The organism is Jannaschia donghaensis, from assembly GCF_001403795.1.
Classification (GTDB): Bacteria; Pseudomonadota; Alphaproteobacteria; order Rhodobacterales; family Rhodobacteraceae; genus Jannaschia; species Jannaschia donghaensis.
Window position 1 is genome coordinate 1008507 of the sequence record NZ_CXSU01000012.1, and the last position, 20392, is coordinate 1028898.

The window sequence follows — 20392 nt, forward strand, 5'->3', positions numbered from 1 at the left end:
AACACCGGCAGGACTGGACGCTCCGCATCGACCGCCCAGTCCAGGGCCGGATTGTCGGTGAGGCGCAGATCCCGTCGCAGCCAATATATGATAGGTTTCATCGCGCCCTCCATCTTGCGACGTTCAGATAGCCCGTCGCCCGGGCAGGCAAGACCCATCTTCTTCTGGCCGGAAATACCCCGGGGTCCGGGGCAGAGCCCCGGCCCCTTCGATCAGGCGTTCAAGTCGACGACGACGCGTCCGCGCACCTGACCTTTCAGGATGTCCGCGCCCAGCTTGGGCAGGTCCGACAGCGTGGCGGGCACGACCATCGACTCCAACTTGTCCATCGGCAGCACTTCGGCCAGTCGCGTCCAGGCGCGCACGCGGTTGTCGTAGGGTTGCATGACGCTGTCGATGCCCAGCAGGTTCACGCCGCGCAGCAGGAACGGGATGACCGTCGCGGGCAGGTTCGCCCCCCCGGCTAGGCCCACGGCAGCAACGGACGCCCCGTATTCCATCTGACCCAGCACACGTGCCAGCATCGCGCCGCCCACGGCATCGACGCAACCGCCCCAGGTCTCGCCCTCCAACGGGCGCTTGACGGTCTCGTTGATATCCTCGCGCGCGACGATCTGGCTGGCACCCAGCGATTTGAGGTAATCCGCCTGTTCCGGGCGCCCCGTCACGGCCGCGACATGGTGGCCCATCGCCGACAGGATCGCGACGGCGACCGATCCGACGCCGCCCGCCGCCCCCGTCACCAAGACGGGACCGCCCTTGATGCCATGATCCTCCAACGCCTGAACGGCCAGCATCGCGGTGAACCCCGCCGTTCCCACGGCCATCGCCTGTCGCGTGTCCAGACCCTTGGGCAACGGCACCAGCCAGTCGGCCTTCACCCGCGCCTTCTGGGAATAGCCGCCCCAATGCGCTTCGCCCACGCGCCAGCCCGTCAGGACGACCTTGTCGCCGGGGGCATATCGGTCGTCGTCCGACGACTCCACCGTGCCCGCGAAATCGATGCCCGGAATGTGTGGATAATTCCGCACCAGACCGCCGCCCGGCCCGATGCAGAGCCCGTCCTTGTAGTTGACGGTGGAGTATTCGACCGCGACCGTCACCTCGGCCTGCGGCAGGTCGTCCAGCGTCAGGTCCTTGACGGACGCCTGCGTGCCATCGTCGGTCTTGTCGACCACCAGTGCCTTGAACGTCATATCGTAACCTCCTCTATCTCCAGAATTTCTCTCGCAGGTGGGCCGCTTTCGGCCCGTCCTGCGTTTGAACGACCACGTCTTCCCCGGCCCCCCAGCGTCGGTCCACCGATCCGATGGCGACGCCGCAGCCGAATTCCTGCGACCAGGCGGACGATGTGACGACGCCGATCCGCTCCTCGCCCAGCATGATCGGCCAGAGCCGGTCGCAGGTCGGAAGCGGGCCGGCCATCTCCACCGCCATCAGGCGGCGGTTCGACACATGCGCCTTCAGGGCCGGACCGCCGATGCAGTCATAGACCTGCACGTATTTGTCCAGGCCCACCTCGAACGGCGTGTCGAGGTCGGTCATGTCGTTGCCGTAGCTGAGCATGCCGCCTTCTATCCGCTCGACCAGGTTCGGACAGCCCGCGCGCACGTCCAGATCGGCCCCCGCCGCGAACAATGCGTTCCAAAGCGGCATCGCATCCGCCTCCCGCTCGACATAGATCTCGAAGCCGCCCTGCTTGGAATAACCGGTCCGACTGATGATCATCTCGGTGCCGTTGAACGCGAAGCGGTCATGGCGGAAGAACTTCAGCTTGCGCACCTCCTCGCCGAAGACGCGCGCGGCCAATTCGTCCGACAAAGGCCCCTGGATCGCCAGCGGCTGCACGTCGGCCTCGAACACCTGAACGCCGTAGCCGCCCGCCTCGGCCATGCCCGCAATCCACAGGCGCAATTCGCCGTCGGCCAGGCTGACCCACCATGTGTCGGGTCGTGGCTTGAGTGCCACGGGATCGTTCAGCATTCCGCCGTCATGATTGCAGATCGGCACATAGGCGCATTGGTTCGGTTGCAATTGCGACAGGTCGCGGGGCGTCAGCCGCTGCATCAGGGTGTCGGCGTCCGGCCCGGTGATTTCCACCTGACGCTCCACCGCGACGTCCCAGACCTGCACCGCGCGCTTGAGATGCGCCGCGTCGACGTCGGTGCCCGCGAAACTCGCCGGCAACATCATGCGATTGTAGACGGTGTAGGCGGTGCATCCCGCCCGATCCACGGCATCGGTCCACCACGTGCGGCGGATGCGGTTCGAGCGGGCCAGCGCGGTCATCCGAGCCCCGGCATGACGAAAAGGTCGGTCACGCCGGTCGACAGGCCGGCGGAGGTCAGCATCTGATGCATCTGTCCTCGATGATGGGTTTGGTGGTTGAAGTAATGGGCAAAAAGCACAGCGCGCGGCCGCGAAACCTCGCGCCCGAGCATCGGGGAGTGCCACGTCAGATCGCCTTCGCAATCGTCCATGCCATCGGCCCAGACAAGGATTTCAGCGTCGAGCACGGGGCGGCGGCTGCGCCATGTTGCCATATCCGGCACCCAGTCGGTCGAGCCGTCGATCCCGCCGCCATTCCGCGCGGCACCGACAAATCGGGAAAGCCAGATTTCGTCGGCCCACATCACGTGTGACGCCGTCTTGCGGAACGATCCGAAAAAGCCGCCTCGATCCTGTTCCGCGGCGTCGTCGGTCATGCCCTGCGTGGCCTCGACCATCCACTCGTTCTGCCACGCATTATAGCGGGCCATGGTGCGCACCCAATCCGCCGCGATCATCGCCCTACCCTCAGCGCGCGACTTCGGGACCCGACCAGTCGATCTGGCAGATTTCGGCGCTGCGGCCGTCGAAGTCCCAGACGCGACCGAATGCGCGAACGCGGCCCTTGTTGGCCGTGGCCACTGTGATGTCACTGCCCATCCAGTATTCGGTGTTGGTGGCTACGATGTCTCGGTCCGGATCCTTGCCTTGGACCGGAACAACCTCGCCCTGGATCTTCTTGCCGACCATCAGGCGACGCGTCTTGCCCTCGGTCTCATAGGTGATGGCGGCGCGTTCGGCCCCCAGGAATTCGCTGACCAGCAGCTTGAACAGACCGGTCGTCCCCTTGGCCCGCCCCGAGAAGATCTCGATCAGGGCGAGATAGGCGTTCTGATCGGCGCGGTCGTCGATGAAGGCCGCCGCCTTCCAATTGCCCCGCGCCATCAGGCCCGGAATTTCCAGCAGCAGACCGACGTTCAGGCCCGACAGATCGGTGTCGCCGTAATGCCCGCTGTCGATGCGGATGCCCGACCAGGCCTGGCAATAGCCTTCGGTCGGCGCGTGCTTGCCCAAGGACACGACGCAGGGGCAGAACACCGTGCAGTTGCAGTTCAGGATCAGCTCGCCCTTGATCGCCCAAGGCGTCGTCCCGGCGGCCTGCGGGCGCGCGTCGGGGTGACGGTTGGACACGGCTGGCGCGGCAATCTTGGTCATATCGTTCCTCCGATCATGTATCCCGCGCCAGCAATGCAGGCGAGGCCGATCGCGCCGGGCACAAGCGCCCCGCGCGAGAGTTTCTCTAGCGTCATCATGAGTGTGGCCAGCGCCATGAACCCAAGGCTCATCGCGCCGCCGATCAGGCCAAGCGCCATCAGCGCCCAGCAGCATCCAAGGCACGTCGCCCCCAGTCGCAGGCCCATGCGCCAAGGACCGTCGTCCCAGTGCTGCATGAAGAACGTCAGTGGCTGGCGGCATTTCGACAGGCAAGCGTCCTTGAGCGCGCTGAACTGATACGCCCCCGCCGCCAGCAGCAGACCGGCGGCCAGCCAGACGCTGTCGGTGGACCCCAGGCCCAGCTGCACGGCGGCGGCGATCCCGGCGAAACCGATCCAGACGGTGACGTATCCGGCGACCAGCCATGCCCCGCCGCCGGTGCCCTGGCTGTCCGCGATCTGGTCATGCGTGGCAAAGGCCGGAATGGCCGTGGGCAGCATCATCGCGGCCGACATGATCAGCCACATGGCGACAGCACCGCCCGGCCCCACGGCCGCGACCGGCAGACGGCAAATGTCGCGCAGCGCGGTCGCCAGGGCGGCGTCGGTCGTCATCGCATAGACCCCCATCCAGGCCGCGATCAGGCCGGAATAAAGGATCAGCCAATGCGGCGCGGCCATGCGGGACAGATGCTTCATCAGCCAGCCCTCCCGTGCCGCTTGATGTGATGTGATTCCTGCGACATAAATGTCAGACAATCAAATGTCAGACAATTGGAAATCGCCCCATGGCGGCCCGCCCCCCGCTCTCCACCGCCATCGCCGACAGGATCGCCGCGCGCATCGCGGACGGGGACCTGATGGCCGGGGATCGGTTGCCGTCCGAAACGGATCTGGCCGAGCAGTTCGAGTGCTCCCGCGCGACCGTGCGCGAAGCATTGAAACGTCTGGCCGCCCGCAATCTGATCCGTACGGCGCGCGGGGCCTCGGGCGGGGCTTTTGTCGCCGATCTGACCTATGCGGCCGCTTTGGATGCGCATGTCTCGACCTCCACGCTTTTGCTGTCGATGAATGCCGTCGATTTTCAGACCGCGGCCGAGGCGCGCTTCGCGCTGGAACGGGCCTGCGCCGATCTGGCCGTCGCAAACCACCAACAGGCCGATCTGTCCCGATTGATGGCGGCGATCGACACCCTGGACGGACCGATCGACGATGCGGCGTTTTGCGCCGCCGATGTCGCGTTCCATCGCGCGCTGGTCGACGCGGGGCGCAATCCGGTCCTGTCGTATCAACTGGCCGGCGCGGTGGAGGCGATGCAGCCGCTGATGAACATGCTGACCTATGCCGACCGCGACCGGGCAACGATCCTGACGCTGTACCGGCGCATCGCCGATGCCCTGCGCGACCGCGACGCCGTCGCGATTCGCGCCATTCTGTCGGAATTGGAAGCATCCATGCTGATGCTGTTCCAGACCGGTCAGTCGCGCCGCAACGCCCGCTAGACATTTCCCGAAATGAGCAGCAGGGTCCGGAAAAATCCAAACGGGAGACCTGCCATGACCTTTCGCCTGACCCTTCTCGCCTCGACAGCCCTTGCCCTGCCGGCGGCGGCCCAGACCCTGACGGTGTTCGATTACTCCGGGTTCGAGGATCCGGCCTTCCACGCCACCTACGTCGAAAAGCACGGGGCCAGCCCCGATTTCGCGTTTTTCGGCGACGAGGAGGAGGCCTTCCAGAAGCTGTCTTCGGGCTATGACGAACCTGGTGTGACGCACATCTGCGCGGGCTCCGCCACGAAGTTCATCGAATCCGGCCTGATCGAACCTTGGGACCTGAGCCGCATCGACAATTGGGACAACCTGAGCACGGATTTGACAGGCCAGGATGTCGCGTCGGACGGCGACGTCTATTTCATGCCCGTCGATTACGGCTCCACGGCCATCGCCTATAACACCGAAGAAGTCCCGGCCGAGGCGGTCGCGTCGCTCGACGTGTTCCTGAACCCCGAATACCAAGGTCGCATGTCTCTGCCCGACAATGTCGACGACGCCTATGCCCTGGCCTATCTGGCGACCGGCACGACCGATTGGTCCAACGCGACGGATGAGGAGTTCGAGGCCGCGAACGACTGGCTGCGTCAGGCGCACCAGAACCTGCGCACCTATTGGACCGACCCGGCCGAGCTGTCGCAGCTTTTGTCGTCGGGCGAAGTGCTGGTCAGCTGGGCCTGGAACGAAACCTTGCCGACCATGGTCGACGAAGGCTTCCCCATCGGTTTCCAGCGGGAGGCGACGGAAGGATCATCGCTGTGGCTGTGCGGCTACGTCAACATGGCCGACACCACGTCGGACGAAGATCTGGCTTATGATTTCCTGAACGCGATGCTGGACGAAAGCGCCACCGTCCCCCTGTTGGAGGCGGGCTACGGCCAGTCGAACGAAGCGGCCATGGTCGGTCAGGGCGAGGAGGCGCTGGTCGCGGCCGGTCTGGGCACGATCGACGCTCCGGTCCTGGCGCAGCTGCCGATGGACGGGCAGCTGCGGCAACGCCAGGCCGAAACGTTCGAGCGGATCAAGGCCGGCTTCTGATCCTACACGACCCGAGGAAATACGCGGCCCCGTCGGAACACCCGGCGGGGCCGTCGCGTTTGCGCAGGATACGCAACGCCGGAGCTTGCCCATGATCGATATCATCAACATCCTGATGGCCCTTGCCACCATCGCCTTCGGGGCCGCCGGCTGGCTGGCCCCCGACTGGACGATGAAGAAGGTCAGCCTGGCCGACACCGGCACGACCATGGGCAAGTCCGAGGTGCGGGCCGCGTCCGGCGCGTTGTTCGTTGTCGCCGGTCTGGGCGCGATCCTGCTGGGCGGGCCGATCGCCTATGTCATGCTGGGCTGCATCTGGCTGGGTGGGGCTTTGGGTCGGGCCACGTCGCTGGTGCTGGATGGCACGACGACGCGCAAATGGGGCTTCTTCGGCACCGAAATCGTCTTCGGCATCTTGCTGATCTGGATGAATATGGCTGTCGCGGCGGCTTGAATTCCGCTGCGTGTCCGACTATCTGATGTGTGTTCGCTTCGGCGGACTATGGCAATAAACGCGCTCGTAATACGCGGATCGGACCCGGGGGCGGTACCCGGCGACTCCACCAAACATCCGTATTGGCGGATCATGGGGTCGAAATAGGATCGACGGACGTCTAAAGGGGTAATGCTTTTGCTCGGTGAGTTACCACCGTTATCGGTACAAGATGTACAGTTGCCAATAACAACAGTGCTCCGGTCGCCGTCGCAGCGTAAGCTGCGTCGAGATCGAAACTTAAGTCCTTGCGCCTAGCAGTGTAAGGCGGGGTTCGCAGGCACCTGGCAACAGAAGCCTGCACTTTCCCCAATTCGAACGAAACGTGCTGCACCGCACCCCATGGCTGGTGCCGCGATGGGCCGGCGGGATATCGGGCGGACGGAATTATCGGTCCTGCCCGCCCTTGCCGCCCCCTTCGACCTCTGGTCTATCTAGGAGTCGAAGATGCCCGTGGGGGACCCATGACCGACAGCGACGCGACCGCGACCATCGATTACGGCCACCTGATGCACGACGCGATGCGCGGTCTGATCCGTCGCGTGCTGCAGGATGTGGCCGAAACCGGCCTGCCCGGCGATCACCACTTCTTCATCTCGTTCGATACGAACCATCCCGGCGTCGACATCGCCCCGTGGCTGCACGATCGCTACCCCGAGGATATGACCATCGTGCTTCAGCACTGGTTCGATGCCCTCGACGTGCGCGACGACGGGTTTTCCGTGACGCTCAACTTCGGTGAAAGTCAGGAACCGCTGGTGGTGCCCTGGGCCGCGATGAAGACTTTCGTCGACCCGTCGGTGGAATTCGGCTTCCGGTTCGAGCGGCAGGACGACGATGGCACCGGGCCCGAACCGATCGAGGAAGCCCCCTTCGCCGAAATGGAAGAAGAGCCGGAGCCGCCCCGCAAGGACGCCGATGTCGTCAGCCTGGACCAGTTCCGCAAATAACGCGCCCGCGCCCGTTTCGATGGACGCCCCCACCGCGGACCGCTAGACCGTTGGCGACATTCGCCAGCAGGACACGATCCCATGACCGACACCCGCACCGAAACCGACAGCTTCGGCCCGCTCCAGGTCCCTTCCGACAAGTATTGGGGCGCGCAGACGCAGCGGTCGATCCAGAACTTCCCCATCGGTTGGGAACGTCAGCCCGTGGCCATCGTGCGCGCCCTGGGCGTCGTCAAGAAGGCGGCGGCGGCCGTGAACGAAGGGTTTGGCGATCTGGATCCCGGCCTGTCCAAGGCCATTCAGGACGCGGCCACCGAAGTCATCGACGGCAAGTTCGACGACAACTTCCCCCTTGTCGTTTGGCAGACGGGATCGGGCACGCAATCGAACATGAATGCCAACGAGGTCATCTCGAACCGTGCGATAGAAATGCTGGGCGGCACCATCGGATCGAAGGACCCGGTGCATCCCAACGACCATTGCAACATGGGCCAATCCTCCAACGACACCTTCCCGACAGCCATGCATGTCGCCATCGGGATGATGGCGCGCGACACGCTCCTGCCCGGTCTGCGCAAGCTGCACGCGGCGCTTGCCACCAAATCCGACGAGTTCAAGGACATCATCAAGATCGGCCGCACGCACACGCAGGATGCGACGCCCCTGACCTTGGGTCAGGAATTCGGTGGCTATGCGCATCAGGTCGCCAAGGGGATCGAACGGGTCGAGGCCTGCCTGCCCGACATCTATGAGCTGGCGCAGGGCGGCACCGCGGTCGGCACGGGCCTGAACACCCGCAAGGGCTTCGCCGAGAATGTGGCGACGGAAATCGCCCGGATCACCGACCTGCCCTTCGTTACGGCGCCCAACAAGTTTGAGGCGCTGGCTGCCCATGACGCGATGGTCATGTTCTCGGGCGCGCTCAAGACCGTCGCGGCCAGCCTGTTCAAGATCGCCAACGACATGCGCCTTCTCGGCTCCGGCCCCCGGTCGGGCCTGGGCGAACTGATCCTGCCGGAAAACGAGCCTGGGTCGTCGATCATGCCCGGCAAGGTGAACCCGACGCAGGCCGAGGCGCTGACGATGGTTTGCATCCACGTCATGGGCAACGACGCTGCCGTCGGTATGGCCGGATCGCAGGGCCATTTCGAGTTGAACGTCTACAACCCAATGATGAGCTACAACGTCCTGCAATCCATGCAACTGCTCGGCGACGCCGCCGGCAGCTTCACCGACAACATGGTGGTCGGCACGCAGGCCAACACGGCGCGCATCGACAAGCTGATGAAAGAATCGCTGATGTTGGTCACCGCACTGGCCCCGACCATCGGCTACGACAACGCCACCAAGGTGGCCAAGACGGCGCACAAGAACGGCACAACCTTGCGCGAAGAAGCCATCGGCATGGGTCTGGTCGATGCGGAAACCTTCGACCGCGTGGTCGATCCCAAGCTGATGATAGGGCCGAAGTAAGTCGGGCTTCACCCCGTCGCGCGACCGCGCTACCCTTGCGTCATGGCAAAGATCGTCAACCTGAATCGCGCCCGAAAGACACGGGACAAAGACGCCGCGAAAAAGCGGGCGGATGAAAACGCCGCCCGGTTCGGACGCTCCAAGATCGAAAGACGGATCGAAACCGCGCAGGCCGATAAGGCCGAGCGCAGCCTGGACGGCCACGAAATCGAATGACCGACGCGCGGCCCCGCAAACGATCCCTAACGCTGCATGGGCACCGGACCTCAGTGTCGCTGGAGGAAGCGTTCTGGGTGGCCTTCGTGCAGATGGCACGGGACCGCGACCTGTCGCTCAATGCCCTGGCCGCACAGATCGACCGGGATCGCGGCGTGACGGCGGGGCTCGCTTCGGCGATCCGGGTGGCGGTCCTGAAACATGTGCGGCGCCCCGAAGACGGCTAGCCGCCCTGTCCCGGACGCCAGGCGACGCAGGTGCCTACGCGGATGCCCGCAGCACGCCCAGAACTTCCTCCGTCGGCACATCCGCCGTCACGAAAGCGTCCCCGATCCCGCGCGCCAGAACGAACCGGAGCGTCCCGTCCACGACCTTCTTGTCCTGCCCCATCAGGCCCAGAAGCGCCTCCGCGGGCGGCAGGTCGCCGGGTATGTCGCGCAAGTCTTTCGACAGGCCCATCGCCTCAAGGTGCGCGCGCACGCGCGACGGATCTTCTTGCGGGCACAGCCCCAGGCGCGACGACAGCTCGAACGCCATTGCGCAGCCGATGGCCACGCCTTCCCCGTGCAGCAGGCGATCAGAATAGCCCGTCGCCGCCTCCAGCGCATGACAGAACGTGTGGCCAAGGTTCAGCAGCGCGCGGTCCCCCTGCTCGGTCTCGTCGCGCACGACGATATCGGCCTTCATCTGCACCGAATGGCGGACGGCCTCGGTCCGCAGGACCGGATCGTCGGCCAAACGCACCGCGTTTTCCTCAAGCCAGCCGAAGAATTTCGCGTCGCCCAGCAGCCCGTATTTCACGACTTCGCCGTACCCGGCGCGGAAATCGCGTGGGGTCAGGGTGTCCAGAACGTCGACATCGGCCAGCACCAGCGATGGCTGATGAAATGCGCCGACCAGGTTCTTGCCGTGGCGCGTGTTGATCCCGGTCTTGCCGCCCACCGACGAATCCACCTGCGCCAGAAGGGACGTGGGCACCTGAACGAAACGCACGCCGCGGCGCAGGATCGCGGCGGCAAATCCGGCCAGATCGCCGATCACCCCACCGCCCAGTGCGACAACGACATCGCCGCGTTCGCATCGCTGGTCCAGCAGCCATTCAACGGTCTGCACGATCCCGTCCCAGCCCTTCGTTGCCTCCCCCGGTTCCAGCAACAGCGCGGGCGCGTCTATGTCGCCCAACCCGTCGCGCAAACGGTCCAGATGCAGCCCCGCGACACGCCGTTCGGACACGACGAAAACCTTGCGCCGTCGCAGCAGGGGGTCGATCAGCGCGGCCGCCCGCGCCATCAATCCCTGCCCGACGTGCACGTCGTAAGCCCGGTCCCCCAAAGGGACATGCACGATCTCGGTCATCGGAACCTCATGTCAGTATGCCGCCATCGCGCAGCGCCGCGATCACACGATCGACCATCTGCGGGATCGGCAGGTCCGGCGCACCTTCGGCCACCAGATCGGCTGCCTGATAGGACGGCGTACGCGCCTCCAGCAAGTCGATCAGGGTCGCCTTGGGATCGTCCGTCATCAAAAGCGGCCGCGTCGTGCGGTGCCGCACCCGGCTCCAAAGCAGCTCTGCATCGGCCTTCAGCCAGACCGAAACCCCCAATTTTCCGATCAACGCCCGGTTTTCCGCCCGCAGGAACGCCCCGCCCCCGGTGGATACCACGCCCGGTCCTTCGGCCAGCAGACGGGCCAGCACTTCGGTTTCACGGGCGCGGAAGAACGGCTCTCCGTCGCGGGCGAAGATCTCGGCGATGGTCATGCGCGCGGCCGTGACCAGGGCGTCGTCGGTGTCGCGGAACGGCACGCCAAGGCGTGCGGCCATGGCGGTTCCGACGGCCGTCTTGCCGCAGCCCATCATACCGACAAGCACCACGGGGCGCGTCAGGTGCAACCCGCGTGACCCACCCGTCACCGGCCCCCGCTCCGGCATCTTGTCGCCCATCGCCCGCATCCGCCGTCCATGCCCTGTCGCTTGACCGATTGCCATCTATATCTCCGCCCGCCACAATGGTTGCAACGATAACAGGCAAGGCAGGTATGTTCCGGTTTCTCAAATATCTCCTGATCCTTCTCGTCCTGGGGACGGTGGGCCTCTTTGGTTATTCCTATCTGTTGGAGCCTGACCCCACGCCCGGAACCACGACGATCGAGATCGATGCGGGCTAGCGTCCTTGCCGCGGCGGCCCTGCTGTGCGCGGCCCCACTTGCCGCACAGCAGCCGCCCGAATCGGCCATCCCATGGCTGTCGGACAGCTTGTCGTCCCCGCGCACGATCCCGGCCCCGGACGAACCTGCGGCCACGCCGCTGACCGGCACGGATGTCACCGTCATGCCGCTGGGGCAGACGCGGCGCGATGCCGTGGGCCTTCTGTCGTCGCGCCTGACAGGCCTGCCGCGCGATGCCTTTGCCGGTTCCGATCCATCCCGCCTCGCCAGGTTGATCGCGGATCAACCGACCGACGCCCTGCCCGCGATGCAGGACATGGTGCTGATGCTGCTGTTGGCGGAACTGGATCCGCCACGTGCCGCCGCCGACCCCGACGCGCTGTTCTTTGCGCGGGTCGATGGTCTGCTGCGCTTCGGCGCGTTGGACCAGGCGCAGGCCTTGCTGGAACGGGCCGGTGCCACCGACCCGCAGGCATTTCGGCGCTGGTGGGACACGTCGCTGCTGACGGGGTTCGACACCCGTGCCTGCGACGCGATGACGGCGAACCCCGGCGTCGCCCCGACCCTGCCCGCACGCATTTTCTGCCTGACGCGCACCGGCGACTGGGCCGCGGCCGCCCTGACCCTCGACACCGGACGGGCCCTTGGGGCGATCACGCAGGCCGAGGATGATCTTCTGGCCCATTTCCTGGACCCGGAGATGTTCGAGGGGATGCCCCCGCCCATCCCACCGCGCCCCATGACGCCGCTTGCCTTTCGCCTGCTCGACGGGATTGGGGAAACGCCGTCGATCTCGGGCCTGCCGCTGGCCTTCGCCGTTGCCGACCTGCGCCCGACGACGGGCTGGAAAAGCCAGATCGAGGCCGCCGAACGCCTGACCCGCGCCCGTGCGCTGGACGTCAATCGCCTGCTGGCCCTCTATACCGAAGGGCGCCCTTCGGCCTCCGGCGGGGTTTGGGACCGGGCCGCCGCGATCCAGCGTCTGGACACTGCCATCATGGCGCGGGACGCGGGGACGGTTGCCGTTGCCCTGCCCCCGGCTGTCGCGCGGATGGACGAGGCCGGTCTGCTGGTCGCCTTCGCCGATCTTTACGGCGAGGCGCTGTCCAAGCTTCCAATTCCACCTCCGGCGGCAAACCTTGCCCTTCGCGTCGGCCTCCTGTCCCCGGCCTATGAGAAGATCGTGGCACCGCTTGCCGACACGACCGGCGTGTCCACCGACGCCCGAATTGCCTTCGCCGTGGCCGTGGCCCTTGGCGATATGACGGGCGTCGCTTCCGACGATCCCCTGGAGCGTGCCATCGCCGACGGCTTCACCGGCACGCCACCCGACCACCTGACCCGTCTGGCCGAGGGCGAACGATTGGGCGAAGCCCTCCTGGAGGCCGCACTTCTGCTTGCCGACAGGGCCGAGGCCGATCCGCAGGACATCGCGGACGCGCTCGCCTTCTTACGGTCCGTCGGCCTGACCGACATCGCCCGCCGCACGGCGCTGCAACTGCTGCTGTCGTGAACTGGGTCGATCTGTTCCTGGAGGCGCAGGCCGCCGAACGCGGTGCGGCCCTCAACTCCCTGCAGGCCTACCGGCGCGACCTCGATGCTTTTGCGGCGCATCTGATCCATCGAAATCTGGCCATCGACACGGCGACCCGGACGCAGATCGAAGGTTTTCTCATCGCCTGCGAGGCGAAGGGGCTTGCGGCATCGACCCGTGCGCGCCGCCTGTCGGCCATTCGCGGCCTTTACCGGTTCGCCCACGAGGAAGGGCTGCGCGACGACGATCCGGCCATCCGCATCACCGGCCCGCAGAAACCGAAATCCTTGCCCAAGACGCTGTCGGAGGCAGATGTCGATGCCCTGCTCGGCGCGGCCGAGGATATGGGCAAGACCGAAGCGGAGAAGCTGCGCGACACCTGCCTGATGCAGCTGCTGTATGCGACGGGCATGCGCGTCAGCGAACTCGTCGCGCTGCCCGTCGCGACTGCGCGGGGCGATCCGCGGATGCTGCTGGTCCGCGGCAAGGGCGGGAAAGAGCGCATGGTCCCCCTGTCGCCCGCCGCACGCGATGCCATGGCGCATTGGCTTCGACACCGCGACCGCGCGGAGGCACAGGCCCGCACCACCAAGGGCACGCCCGCGTCGGCCCATCTGTTCCCGTCGCGCGGCAAGGCGGGACATCTGACCCGCGTCTGGTTCCACAGCCGGATCAAGGCGCTGGCCGCGTTTGCCGGGCTGAACCCCGATGGCGTCAGCCCCCACGTGCTGCGCCACGCCTTCGCGACTCATCTATTGGCAGGCGGGGCCGATCTGCGCGCGATCCAGACGATGCTGGGGCACGCCGACATTTCGACCACCGAAATCTACACCCATGTCCTGGAGACCCGGCTGCGGGACCTCGTGCTGACGCATCATCCGCTTGCCACGGAGTGACGGAGCGGAGCGAGGGATCCTCCTTCGCGCTCCGTGGGGTATTCAGGAAACGAAGAATTAGGAGCGATCCATGACCTTGAACGTCTATCTGTCCGGCGAGATTCACACCGACTGGCGCGACGAAATCACCGCGGCCTGCGCCGACCTTGATGTGACCTTTGCCGCCCCCGTCACCGACCACGCCGCCTCCGACGATTGCGCCGTGGCGATCATGGGCGCGGAGCCGGACAAGTTCTGGCACGATCACAAGGGGGCCAAGCTGAACGCCATCCGCACACGGCGCGGTATCGACCAGGCGGACATCGTGGTCGTGCGCTTCGGCGACAAATACAAGCAGTGGAATGCCGCCTTCGACGCCGGCATGGCTGCGGCCTTGGGCAAATCACTGATCGTGATGCACGGGCCAGACCATCAACACGCCCTCAAAGAGGTCGACGCCGCCGCCCTTGCAGTGACCGAAACGCCCGAACAGGTCGCGCAGATCCTTACCTATGTCCTGACCGGCACTTTGCCGTCCTGATCGCGCCTTGTCGCAGCCCCCGTCCCGGACCATAACGCGCCCATGGAAACAACCATCGACACGATCAACTGGGGCGCCACTTGGGGCACGGCAGGCGCTATCGTCTTCCTGCTGTTCCTGTCCGCGTTCTTCTCGGGCTCCGAAACGGCGCTGACGGCGGCCAGCCGCGCCAAGCTGCGCAGCCAGGCCGACAAGGGCAGCGCCGGGGCCGAACGCGCCCTTCAGGTGACCGAAGATAACGAACGCCTGATCGGCAGCGTCCTTCTGGGCAACAACATTGTCAACATCCTGTCGGCCTCGCTGGCGACGGCGCTGTTCACAATGCTTTTCGGCGAAGGCGGCGTGGCGATCGCGACATTGGTGATGACGGCGCTGGTCCTCGTCTTCGCCGAGGTCCTGCCCAAGACCTATGCCATCACCAACCCCGAACGCGCGTCCAGCCTGGTCGCACCCATCATCGCGGTCGTCATTCGCGTCTTCAGCCCCGTGGTGTCCGCTGTGCGGGCCTTCGTGCGCGTCGTCCTGTCCATGGTCGGCGTCGACACGGACCCAGACGGCAACATCATGTCCGCCCGCGAAGAAATCACCGGCGCCATCACGCTGGGCCACAACGAAGGCAGCGTCGAGAAAGAGGATCGCGACCGTCTGCTGGGCGCGCTCGACCTGGCCGACCGCTTCGTGGAGGAGATCATGCTCCACCGGTCCGGCATCGAGATGATCAACGTCGCCAGCGCCCCGTCCGACATTCTGGATCAATGCCTGCATTCGCGCCACACCCGCCTGCCGGTCTTCCGTGACGAGCCGGAGAACGTCATCGGCATGGTCCATTCCAAGGACCTGCTGCGCGCCGTCGACAAACTGGTCCGGACCGAGGGTGGCGGGATCGAGGCGATGGAAAAGCTCGACGTCACCGACGTGATGATGGAGCCGTATTTCATTCCCGAAACGACGACGCTCGACGATCAGATGCGTCAGTTCCTGCGCCGTCACACGCATTTCGCCCTGGTGGTGGACGAATACGGCGCGCTTCAGGGCCTGATCACACTGGAGGACATTCTGGAAGAGATCGTGGGCGAGATCACTGACGAGTTCGACCACCCCGAAGAACCCGTTCTGGAGGCCGAGGCCGACGGGACCTATCTGATCGAAGGCAACATGACGATCCGCGACCTGAACCGTGCGACCGAATGGGGCCTGCCCGACGACGAGGCCAATACTGTCGCAGGCCTTGTCATCCACGAGGCGCAGACGATTCCGACCACGGGCCAGGTCTTCAGCTTTCACGGCTTCCGGTTCGAAGTCGCAGCGCGCGAGGCCAATCGCATCACGCAGCTGCGCATCCGCCAGCTGGGGTAAGGTTTTCCCCCCTTCCGTGAATTTCCGCTCTGGTGTTACCTTGCGTCAACATTCGATCGTCGGGGGACATCATGCGACCATGGATTCTAGCGCTGCTGATTGCATCGCCGTTTGCCGCCACGGCCCAGACCGGGCCCAGCTTCGACTGCGCCCGCGCACAAACCCCGACCGAGATTTCGGTGTGCAGACACGACGACCTTGCCCAGCTCGATCAGCGGATGGCCGACCTGTACGTGGACGAATTCACCTTTCTCGAACCGCGCCAACCGGGCGAGGCGCGGGCCCTGCGCGCGGAACAACTGCTCTGGCAACGCTGGCGCAACACCTGCGCCGACGAACGCAATTGTCTTGCCCGCCGCTACAAGGAACGGATCGTCGACTTGGATCCCTTTGCCCTGTTCGACGATGACCGCATCACGGCCGCCGACGGCCCCTCCGCCCTCCGTCTTCGCGATGGTCGGCTGGAGCGGGTGAACGCGGACGGCACGGTGGACATATTCTCGCCCGAGGGCCGTCTGATCGGCATCCGCTTTCCCAGTGGCGAGACGCAGACGATCACGGTCAGCGCGATCGAAGTGTCACCGGACGGCCCGATCGCCCCGCCCCCGCTACCGCCCGCCGTCGATGACCCATGGCTGATGGATCTGGAACTTGACTTGCTGGGCGTCGTCCACGGCATCCTGCCGCCCGAGGATCATCCCGGCTACAGCGCGCTGCACGATGGCTTGCCGACGCCGACCAGAGTGGAGCGCCACATCTCCTCCATCGGGATCCTCAGCAGATGATCCGCGCGCTCCTCCTCATCCTCGCCTTGCTTTGTCCCGTCGCCGCCGCGGCGCAGAGCGAGGCGCTGGACCTTCTGACCAACTCTCTGCCGCCGGTGGACCCGCCGACCACCGACGCCGGCATCGCGCCGACGCAGGACATCATCGACGCCTACAACGCCGCGCAGGTGGCCTATTATTCGTACCGGACGGACCAACTGGTTCACCGGCTCGACGTCTTCAAATGGCAGTATCTGTCATCGCAGGCGATCTTTGCGGTCGTCATCGCGGTCGTGGCCGTCGGGCTGTACTTTTCGTGGATGCAATTCCACGCCTCAAACCTCGGACGCGATCTGGGCCGTTCGGATATCGAGGCGTCGGAAAAGGGCGTGAAAATCTCCTCCCCGGTTCTTGGCGTCATCATCTTGGCGCTGTCGCTGGGGTTCTTCTACCTCTACCTCGTCCACGTCTATCCCATAAGCGAGATCTTCTGATCGGCGGGCCGGCGGTCCCAGGTTCGCAGGCGCGCGGCCGCGCGGTGTCCCGACGCGCTGGAATGGATCCATTCACTCGGATCCTCCCCGACGGTGCGACGGCTGCGCGCCAGGAACACCGGCCCGAACCCGCGCCAGTTGCCCACTGACGGGGCGTCGTGATCCGTCGGAAAGTGGTCCCGCCAGTCGTCCGGCAAATCCAGCCCGACATCCTGCAACCGCGACAACATCCAGACCAGCGGCACGTTCGCCAGGGGTCGTCCGCTGTGGCGACCGTTCAACTGACCCCCCAGATCGCCGTGGGTGCCGCGAAACCAGACCTGCTCGACCGTTTCAGTCCGCGCGCCCCGCGTTCGCCAACGATCCAGCGCATAGGCCTTGCGCGTCTCGTCCAATGCCATGGCGTGAAAGCCGTACTGCACCGATTGACCCAGCCGGTGCGACCGAAAGGCGTGGACCTTGGGAAACACCCGCCACAGCACGGGCCAGCGAATACCGACGGCCTGCACCGTATCCAGCACGCCGACGGCGGTGATCTTCGTGCCCGAATGGCAATGCTGCGCCGCGAACCGTCGCGCTTGGGGGTGCAACGGGGCGTCGCGGTAATGGCCATAGGCGCGCAGCACCATCTCCTCTCCGGCGAATTCCGGGCGCAGCAGGCCGATGCGGTCGATCATACCGGCCAGCGCGCGAACCCCGTAAGCCCCGCGCGAATACCCCAGCAGGAAAATGCGGTCGCCGGGGCGATAGCGTTCGGCAAGGAACAGATAGGCGCGTCGGATCTGATGATTGATGCCAACGCCCGCCATGATTTCGGGCGCGTGTCGCCACCCCCGCCATTCCAGCCCAGGCTCGTAATACAGGCAATGCCGGTTCTCGCCGGCCAGCATCCGGTACGTCAGGCCGATCGACGTCTCATATCCCGGCTGCATCGTCGACATGGTGCCGTCCAGAAGAACGACATGCGTGGTGCCTTCGGGGGGCGGATCGGTCGCGCGGGTGATGCCGCCACCGTCCCGCCCCAGAAGACGGTAGAGAAGATCGCGCGCCCAGATCACTCGGCGGCGATCGCCCCGGCATCCTGCTGCAACATTGCCCAGACGCGCGACGGCGTGAACGGCATGTCCACCCGCCGCAGCCCCCGGTCCCACAGCGCATCGAGCGCGGCGTTTCCGACGGCGGCCATGGCCCCCACCGTCCCCGCCTCGCCGCAGCCCTTCATGCCCAGCACGTTGGCGGTGGACGGCACCGGTTCGGAATAGAAGGCAATCATCGGGACCTGCACCGCGCGCGGCATGCCGTAGTCCATGAACGACGCCGTCAAAAGCTGTCCGGTTTCGTCGTACACCACATGCTCCGACACCGCCTGACCGATGCCCTGCACCACGCCGCCATGGACCTGACCTTCGGCCAGCATGGGGTTCATCAGATTGCCGAAATCGTCGACCACGGTGTATTTGACGACGGCGAGATGCCCGGTGTCGGGGTCGATCTCCACCTCGCACAGATGGGCCCCATTCGGATAGCTGCGGCCCGGCAGGGTCGTCGTCTCGCGGGTTTTCAAAAGCTCCGTCTTGCCGGCCGCACGCGCCTCGGCCGCCGCCTCCAGAACGGTGACGACCCGGTTCGATCCGTCCGCGCGAAACGCGGTGCCGTCGAACTCCGCCGTGTCCACCTCCAGCAGATCGGCCACGAAGGGGGCGAACTTCTCGATCACTTTGGCGCTTGCCGCCTTGTTGGCCGTGCCCTGCGTCGTGACCGACCGCGACCCGCCGGTGCCGCCACCCGTGGCGATGCGGTCGCTGTCGCCCTGCACCACGTCGATCATGTCGGGCGGGATGCCCAGGTCTTCGGACAGGAACTGCTTATACACCGTCTCGTGCCCCTGCCCGTTCGACTGTGTGCCGACATAGAGCGTGACCCGCCCGTCGTCGGTGAACTCGATCTCGGCACTCTCGGACGGATTCCCTAGAATGCTCTCGATATAGTAGCACAGGCCCAGCCCGCGCAGCTTGCCCTGCGCCGCGCTGTCGGCCCGGCGCGCCTCGAAGCCGGCAACATCCGCCTCGGCCATCGCGCGGTTCAGGACGCGGGGAAAATCGCCCACGTCATAGGTCTCGCCCATGGCACTTTCATAGGGAAATTGATCGGGCTGAATGAAGCATTTGCGGCGCAACTCGAACCGGTCGACCCCCAACTCGCGCGCGGCGAAATCCATCGCGCGTTCCAACACATAGATCGCCTCGGGCCGCCCGGCCCCGCGATAGGCGTCCACCTGCGTCGTGTTGGTAAAAATGCCCTTGGACGTCATAAAACAGGCCTGAACGTCATAACAGCCCGGCATCACCTTGGAAAACAGCTCCGACTGGATGTGCTGCGCATAGCCCGAGTTATACGCCCCCATGTTCGCCACGTTGTCCATGCGATAGGCGATCAGCCGGTTGTCCGCGTCGAACCCCAGTTTCGCATGGCACACCAGATCGCGCCCCGCGTTGTCCGACAGCATCGATTCCGACCGGTCGGCCATCCAGCGCACGGGCGTGTCCAGCGTCCGCGCGGCATAGGCCGTCAGGATCATCTCGGGATAGGACATCGCCTTCATGCCGAACCCGCCGCCCACGTCCGGGTTCGTCACCCGCACGTCGGACTTCTTCATCTTCAGCGCGGTGGCCAGTGTGCCCTTCGGCCCCCAGACCCCTTGTCCATTGACGCAGACGTGCAGTCGGCCCTCCTCCATCTGGGCCCAGACGCCCCGCGGCTCCAGCGAAGCGCAGATGATGCGGTTATCGTCGACCGTTAGCTCCACCACCCGGTGCGCCGATGCCAGCGCCGCTTCCGTCGCCTCCTCGTCGCCCTTGCCGTAGTCATAGACGATGTTGTCCGGGGCCTCCTCGTGCACGACGGCGCCCCCGCCCGCGACGTCCAGCTTCACGTCCAGCTCTTCATAGTCGACCTCGATCATCTCGGCGGCATCGCGCGCGCGCTCGATCGTGTCGGCCACGACGAAAGCGATCGCCTCGCCCACGAAGCGCACGCGCCCCACGGCCAGAAGCGGGCGCTTGGGGTCCGCCGCGCGGCTGCCGTCGCGGTTTTCGGCAACGGTCGTGGACAGGTGGTTCACGATGTCCGCCGCCTCCACGTCGGCCCCTGTCAGCACCAGTGCCACGCCATCGGCCTCGTGGGCCTGCGACGCATCAACGGTAATCTGCGCATGCGCGACGGAGGAGCGAAGGACCACGGCGTGCAGTGCGCCCAGCGGGGCAGTGTCGTCCACATAGGCCCCCCCGCCGGTCAACAGGCGGGGATCTTCGGCGCGACGCACCGACCGGCTCAGGCCGAAGGCTTCGTTCGCGGGCGCGGTCATGTCGGTCATTCGGGGGCTCCGGTCGGCAAGCTGGGGTTATCTGGACCTTAGCGGGGACGGGTCCACTGTCCAGCGCAAGTCAGGCGTCGGGCG

The 20392-nt window shown here is 65.7% G+C and carries 24 protein-coding genes and 1 other RNA gene; 15 read left to right on the top strand and 10 right to left on the bottom strand.

Annotated features, from left to right (window positions below; all coding sequences use genetic code 11):
• From JDO7802_RS18860 to JDO7802_RS14170, 6 genes are all read right to left on the bottom strand, one after another.
• Positions 1-113, bottom strand: a 113-nt coding sequence (locus JDO7802_RS18860; protein WP_438501650.1) for a deoxyribodipyrimidine photo-lyase, incomplete at its 3' end; no start/stop codon positions are given.
• Positions 114-212: 99 nt separating this feature from the next.
• Positions 213-1196, bottom strand: a complete 984-nt coding sequence (gene acuI / locus JDO7802_RS14150; protein WP_055086603.1) for an acryloyl-CoA reductase — start codon at positions 1194-1196, stop codon at positions 213-215.
• A 13-nt stretch (positions 1197-1209) separates the two neighbouring features.
• Positions 1210-2289: a dimethylsulfoniopropionate demethylase gene (locus JDO7802_RS14155; RefSeq protein WP_055086604.1), complete on the bottom strand. Its 1080-nt coding sequence runs from the start codon at positions 2287-2289 to the stop codon at positions 1210-1212.
• A complete protein-coding gene (locus tag JDO7802_RS14160; protein ID WP_055086605.1) occupies positions 2286-2786 on the bottom strand; it encodes a DinB family protein in 501 nt (166 codons plus the stop codon). Before JDO7802_RS14160 ends, JDO7802_RS14155 begins: the two co-directional genes overlap by 4 nt.
• A 10-nt stretch (positions 2787-2796) precedes the next feature.
• Entirely contained in the window at positions 2797-3483 is a 687-nt protein-coding gene (locus tag JDO7802_RS14165) for a DUF1326 domain-containing protein (protein ID WP_083481178.1), read from the bottom strand.
• Positions 3480-4181 carry a DUF2182 domain-containing protein gene (locus JDO7802_RS14170; protein ID WP_245624200.1) on the bottom strand — a complete coding sequence of 234 codons (702 nt, stop codon included), beginning with the start codon at positions 4179-4181 and terminating at the stop codon, positions 3480-3482. The genes JDO7802_RS14165 and JDO7802_RS14170 overlap by 4 nt, the downstream gene beginning before the upstream one ends.
• A gap of 89 nt (positions 4182-4270) precedes the next feature.
• Between JDO7802_RS14170 and JDO7802_RS14175 the strand changes: the two genes are divergently transcribed.
• From JDO7802_RS14175 to JDO7802_RS14200, 8 genes are all read left to right on the top strand, one after another.
• Positions 4271-4984, top strand: a complete 714-nt coding sequence (locus tag JDO7802_RS14175; protein WP_055086606.1) for a FadR/GntR family transcriptional regulator — start codon at positions 4271-4273, stop codon at positions 4982-4984.
• Between the two features lie 54 nt (positions 4985-5038).
• Positions 5039-6070 carry an ABC transporter substrate-binding protein gene (locus tag JDO7802_RS14180; protein ID WP_055086607.1) on the top strand — a complete coding sequence of 344 codons (1032 nt, stop codon included), beginning with the start codon at positions 5039-5041 and terminating at the stop codon, positions 6068-6070.
• A gap of 91 nt (positions 6071-6161) precedes the next feature.
• Positions 6162-6524, top strand: a complete 363-nt coding sequence (locus tag JDO7802_RS14185; protein ID WP_245624201.1) for a DUF4345 family protein — start codon at positions 6162-6164, stop codon at positions 6522-6524.
• Positions 6517-6868: a transfer-messenger RNA gene (gene ssrA, locus JDO7802_RS17730) on the top strand. Before JDO7802_RS14185 ends, ssrA begins: the two co-directional genes overlap by 8 nt.
• A gap of 159 nt (positions 6869-7027) precedes the next feature.
• Positions 7028-7513 (top strand): SspB family protein, encoded by a 486-nt coding sequence (locus JDO7802_RS14190; RefSeq protein WP_055086608.1) that lies wholly within the window; start codon positions 7028-7030, stop codon positions 7511-7513.
• An 81-nt stretch (positions 7514-7594) separates the two neighbouring features.
• Complete coding sequence (fumC, locus tag JDO7802_RS14195; protein WP_055086609.1) at positions 7595-8986, top strand: class II fumarate hydratase; 1392 nt, start codon at positions 7595-7597, stop codon at positions 8984-8986.
• A 42-nt stretch (positions 8987-9028) separates the two neighbouring features.
• Entirely contained in the window at positions 9029-9202 is a 174-nt protein-coding gene (locus JDO7802_RS17735) for a DUF4169 family protein (RefSeq protein WP_083481179.1), read from the top strand.
• Positions 9199-9429, top strand: coding sequence for a ribbon-helix-helix domain-containing protein (locus tag JDO7802_RS14200; protein ID WP_055086610.1), 231 nt, complete (start codon positions 9199-9201; stop codon positions 9427-9429). The genes JDO7802_RS17735 and JDO7802_RS14200 overlap by 4 nt, the downstream gene beginning before the upstream one ends.
• A 34-nt stretch (positions 9430-9463) precedes the next feature.
• On the opposite strand, the gene aroB is transcribed toward JDO7802_RS14200, so the two are convergent.
• The gene (gene aroB / locus JDO7802_RS14205; protein ID WP_055086611.1) at positions 9464-10558 is read right to left on the bottom strand and encodes a 3-dehydroquinate synthase; all 1095 of its coding nucleotides are present in this window, start codon (positions 10556-10558) and stop codon (positions 9464-9466) included.
• A gap of 7 nt (positions 10559-10565) precedes the next feature.
• Entirely contained in the window at positions 10566-11135 is a 570-nt protein-coding gene (locus JDO7802_RS14210; RefSeq protein ID WP_055087267.1) for a shikimate kinase, read from the bottom strand.
• A gap of 77 nt (positions 11136-11212) precedes the next feature.
• Between JDO7802_RS14210 and JDO7802_RS18310 the strand changes: the two genes are divergently transcribed.
• The 7 genes from JDO7802_RS18310 (at position 11213) to JDO7802_RS14240 (ending at position 16935) form a co-directional block, all read left to right on the top strand.
• Positions 11213-11371, top strand: a complete 159-nt coding sequence (locus JDO7802_RS18310) for a hypothetical protein (protein WP_187298149.1) — start codon at positions 11213-11215, stop codon at positions 11369-11371.
• Positions 11361-12884, top strand: coding sequence for a hypothetical protein (locus tag JDO7802_RS14215; RefSeq protein ID WP_055086612.1), 1524 nt, complete (start codon positions 11361-11363; stop codon positions 12882-12884). Before JDO7802_RS18310 ends, JDO7802_RS14215 begins: the two co-directional genes overlap by 11 nt.
• Entirely contained in the window at positions 12881-13801 is a 921-nt protein-coding gene (locus JDO7802_RS14220) for a site-specific tyrosine recombinase XerD (RefSeq protein WP_055086613.1), read from the top strand. Before JDO7802_RS14215 ends, JDO7802_RS14220 begins: the two co-directional genes overlap by 4 nt.
• Before the next feature lie 70 nt (positions 13802-13871).
• Complete coding sequence (locus JDO7802_RS14225; RefSeq protein WP_055086614.1) at positions 13872-14321, top strand: YtoQ family protein; 450 nt, start codon at positions 13872-13874, stop codon at positions 14319-14321.
• A gap of 42 nt (positions 14322-14363) precedes the next feature.
• Complete coding sequence (locus JDO7802_RS14230; RefSeq protein ID WP_055086615.1) at positions 14364-15677, top strand: HlyC/CorC family transporter; 1314 nt, start codon at positions 14364-14366, stop codon at positions 15675-15677.
• A gap of 71 nt (positions 15678-15748) precedes the next feature.
• Complete coding sequence (locus JDO7802_RS14235) at positions 15749-16462, top strand: lysozyme inhibitor LprI family protein (RefSeq protein ID WP_055086616.1); 714 nt, start codon at positions 15749-15751, stop codon at positions 16460-16462.
• The gene (locus tag JDO7802_RS14240; RefSeq protein WP_055086617.1) at positions 16459-16935 is read left to right on the top strand and encodes a hypothetical protein; all 477 of its coding nucleotides are present in this window, start codon (positions 16459-16461) and stop codon (positions 16933-16935) included. The genes JDO7802_RS14235 and JDO7802_RS14240 overlap by 4 nt, the downstream gene beginning before the upstream one ends.
• On the opposite strand, the gene JDO7802_RS14245 is transcribed toward JDO7802_RS14240, so the two are convergent.
• Together JDO7802_RS14245 and JDO7802_RS14250 are read right to left on the bottom strand one after the other, a co-directional pair.
• Positions 16911-17993, bottom strand: coding sequence for a T6SS phospholipase effector Tle1-like catalytic domain-containing protein (locus tag JDO7802_RS14245; RefSeq protein ID WP_055086618.1), 1083 nt, complete (start codon positions 17991-17993; stop codon positions 16911-16913). The genes JDO7802_RS14240 and JDO7802_RS14245 overlap by 25 nt on opposite strands.
• Positions 17990-20308, bottom strand: coding sequence for a xanthine dehydrogenase family protein molybdopterin-binding subunit (locus JDO7802_RS14250; RefSeq protein WP_245624202.1), 2319 nt, complete (start codon positions 20306-20308; stop codon positions 17990-17992). Before JDO7802_RS14250 ends, JDO7802_RS14245 begins: the two co-directional genes overlap by 4 nt.
• Positions 20309-20392: the final 84 nt, after the last annotated feature.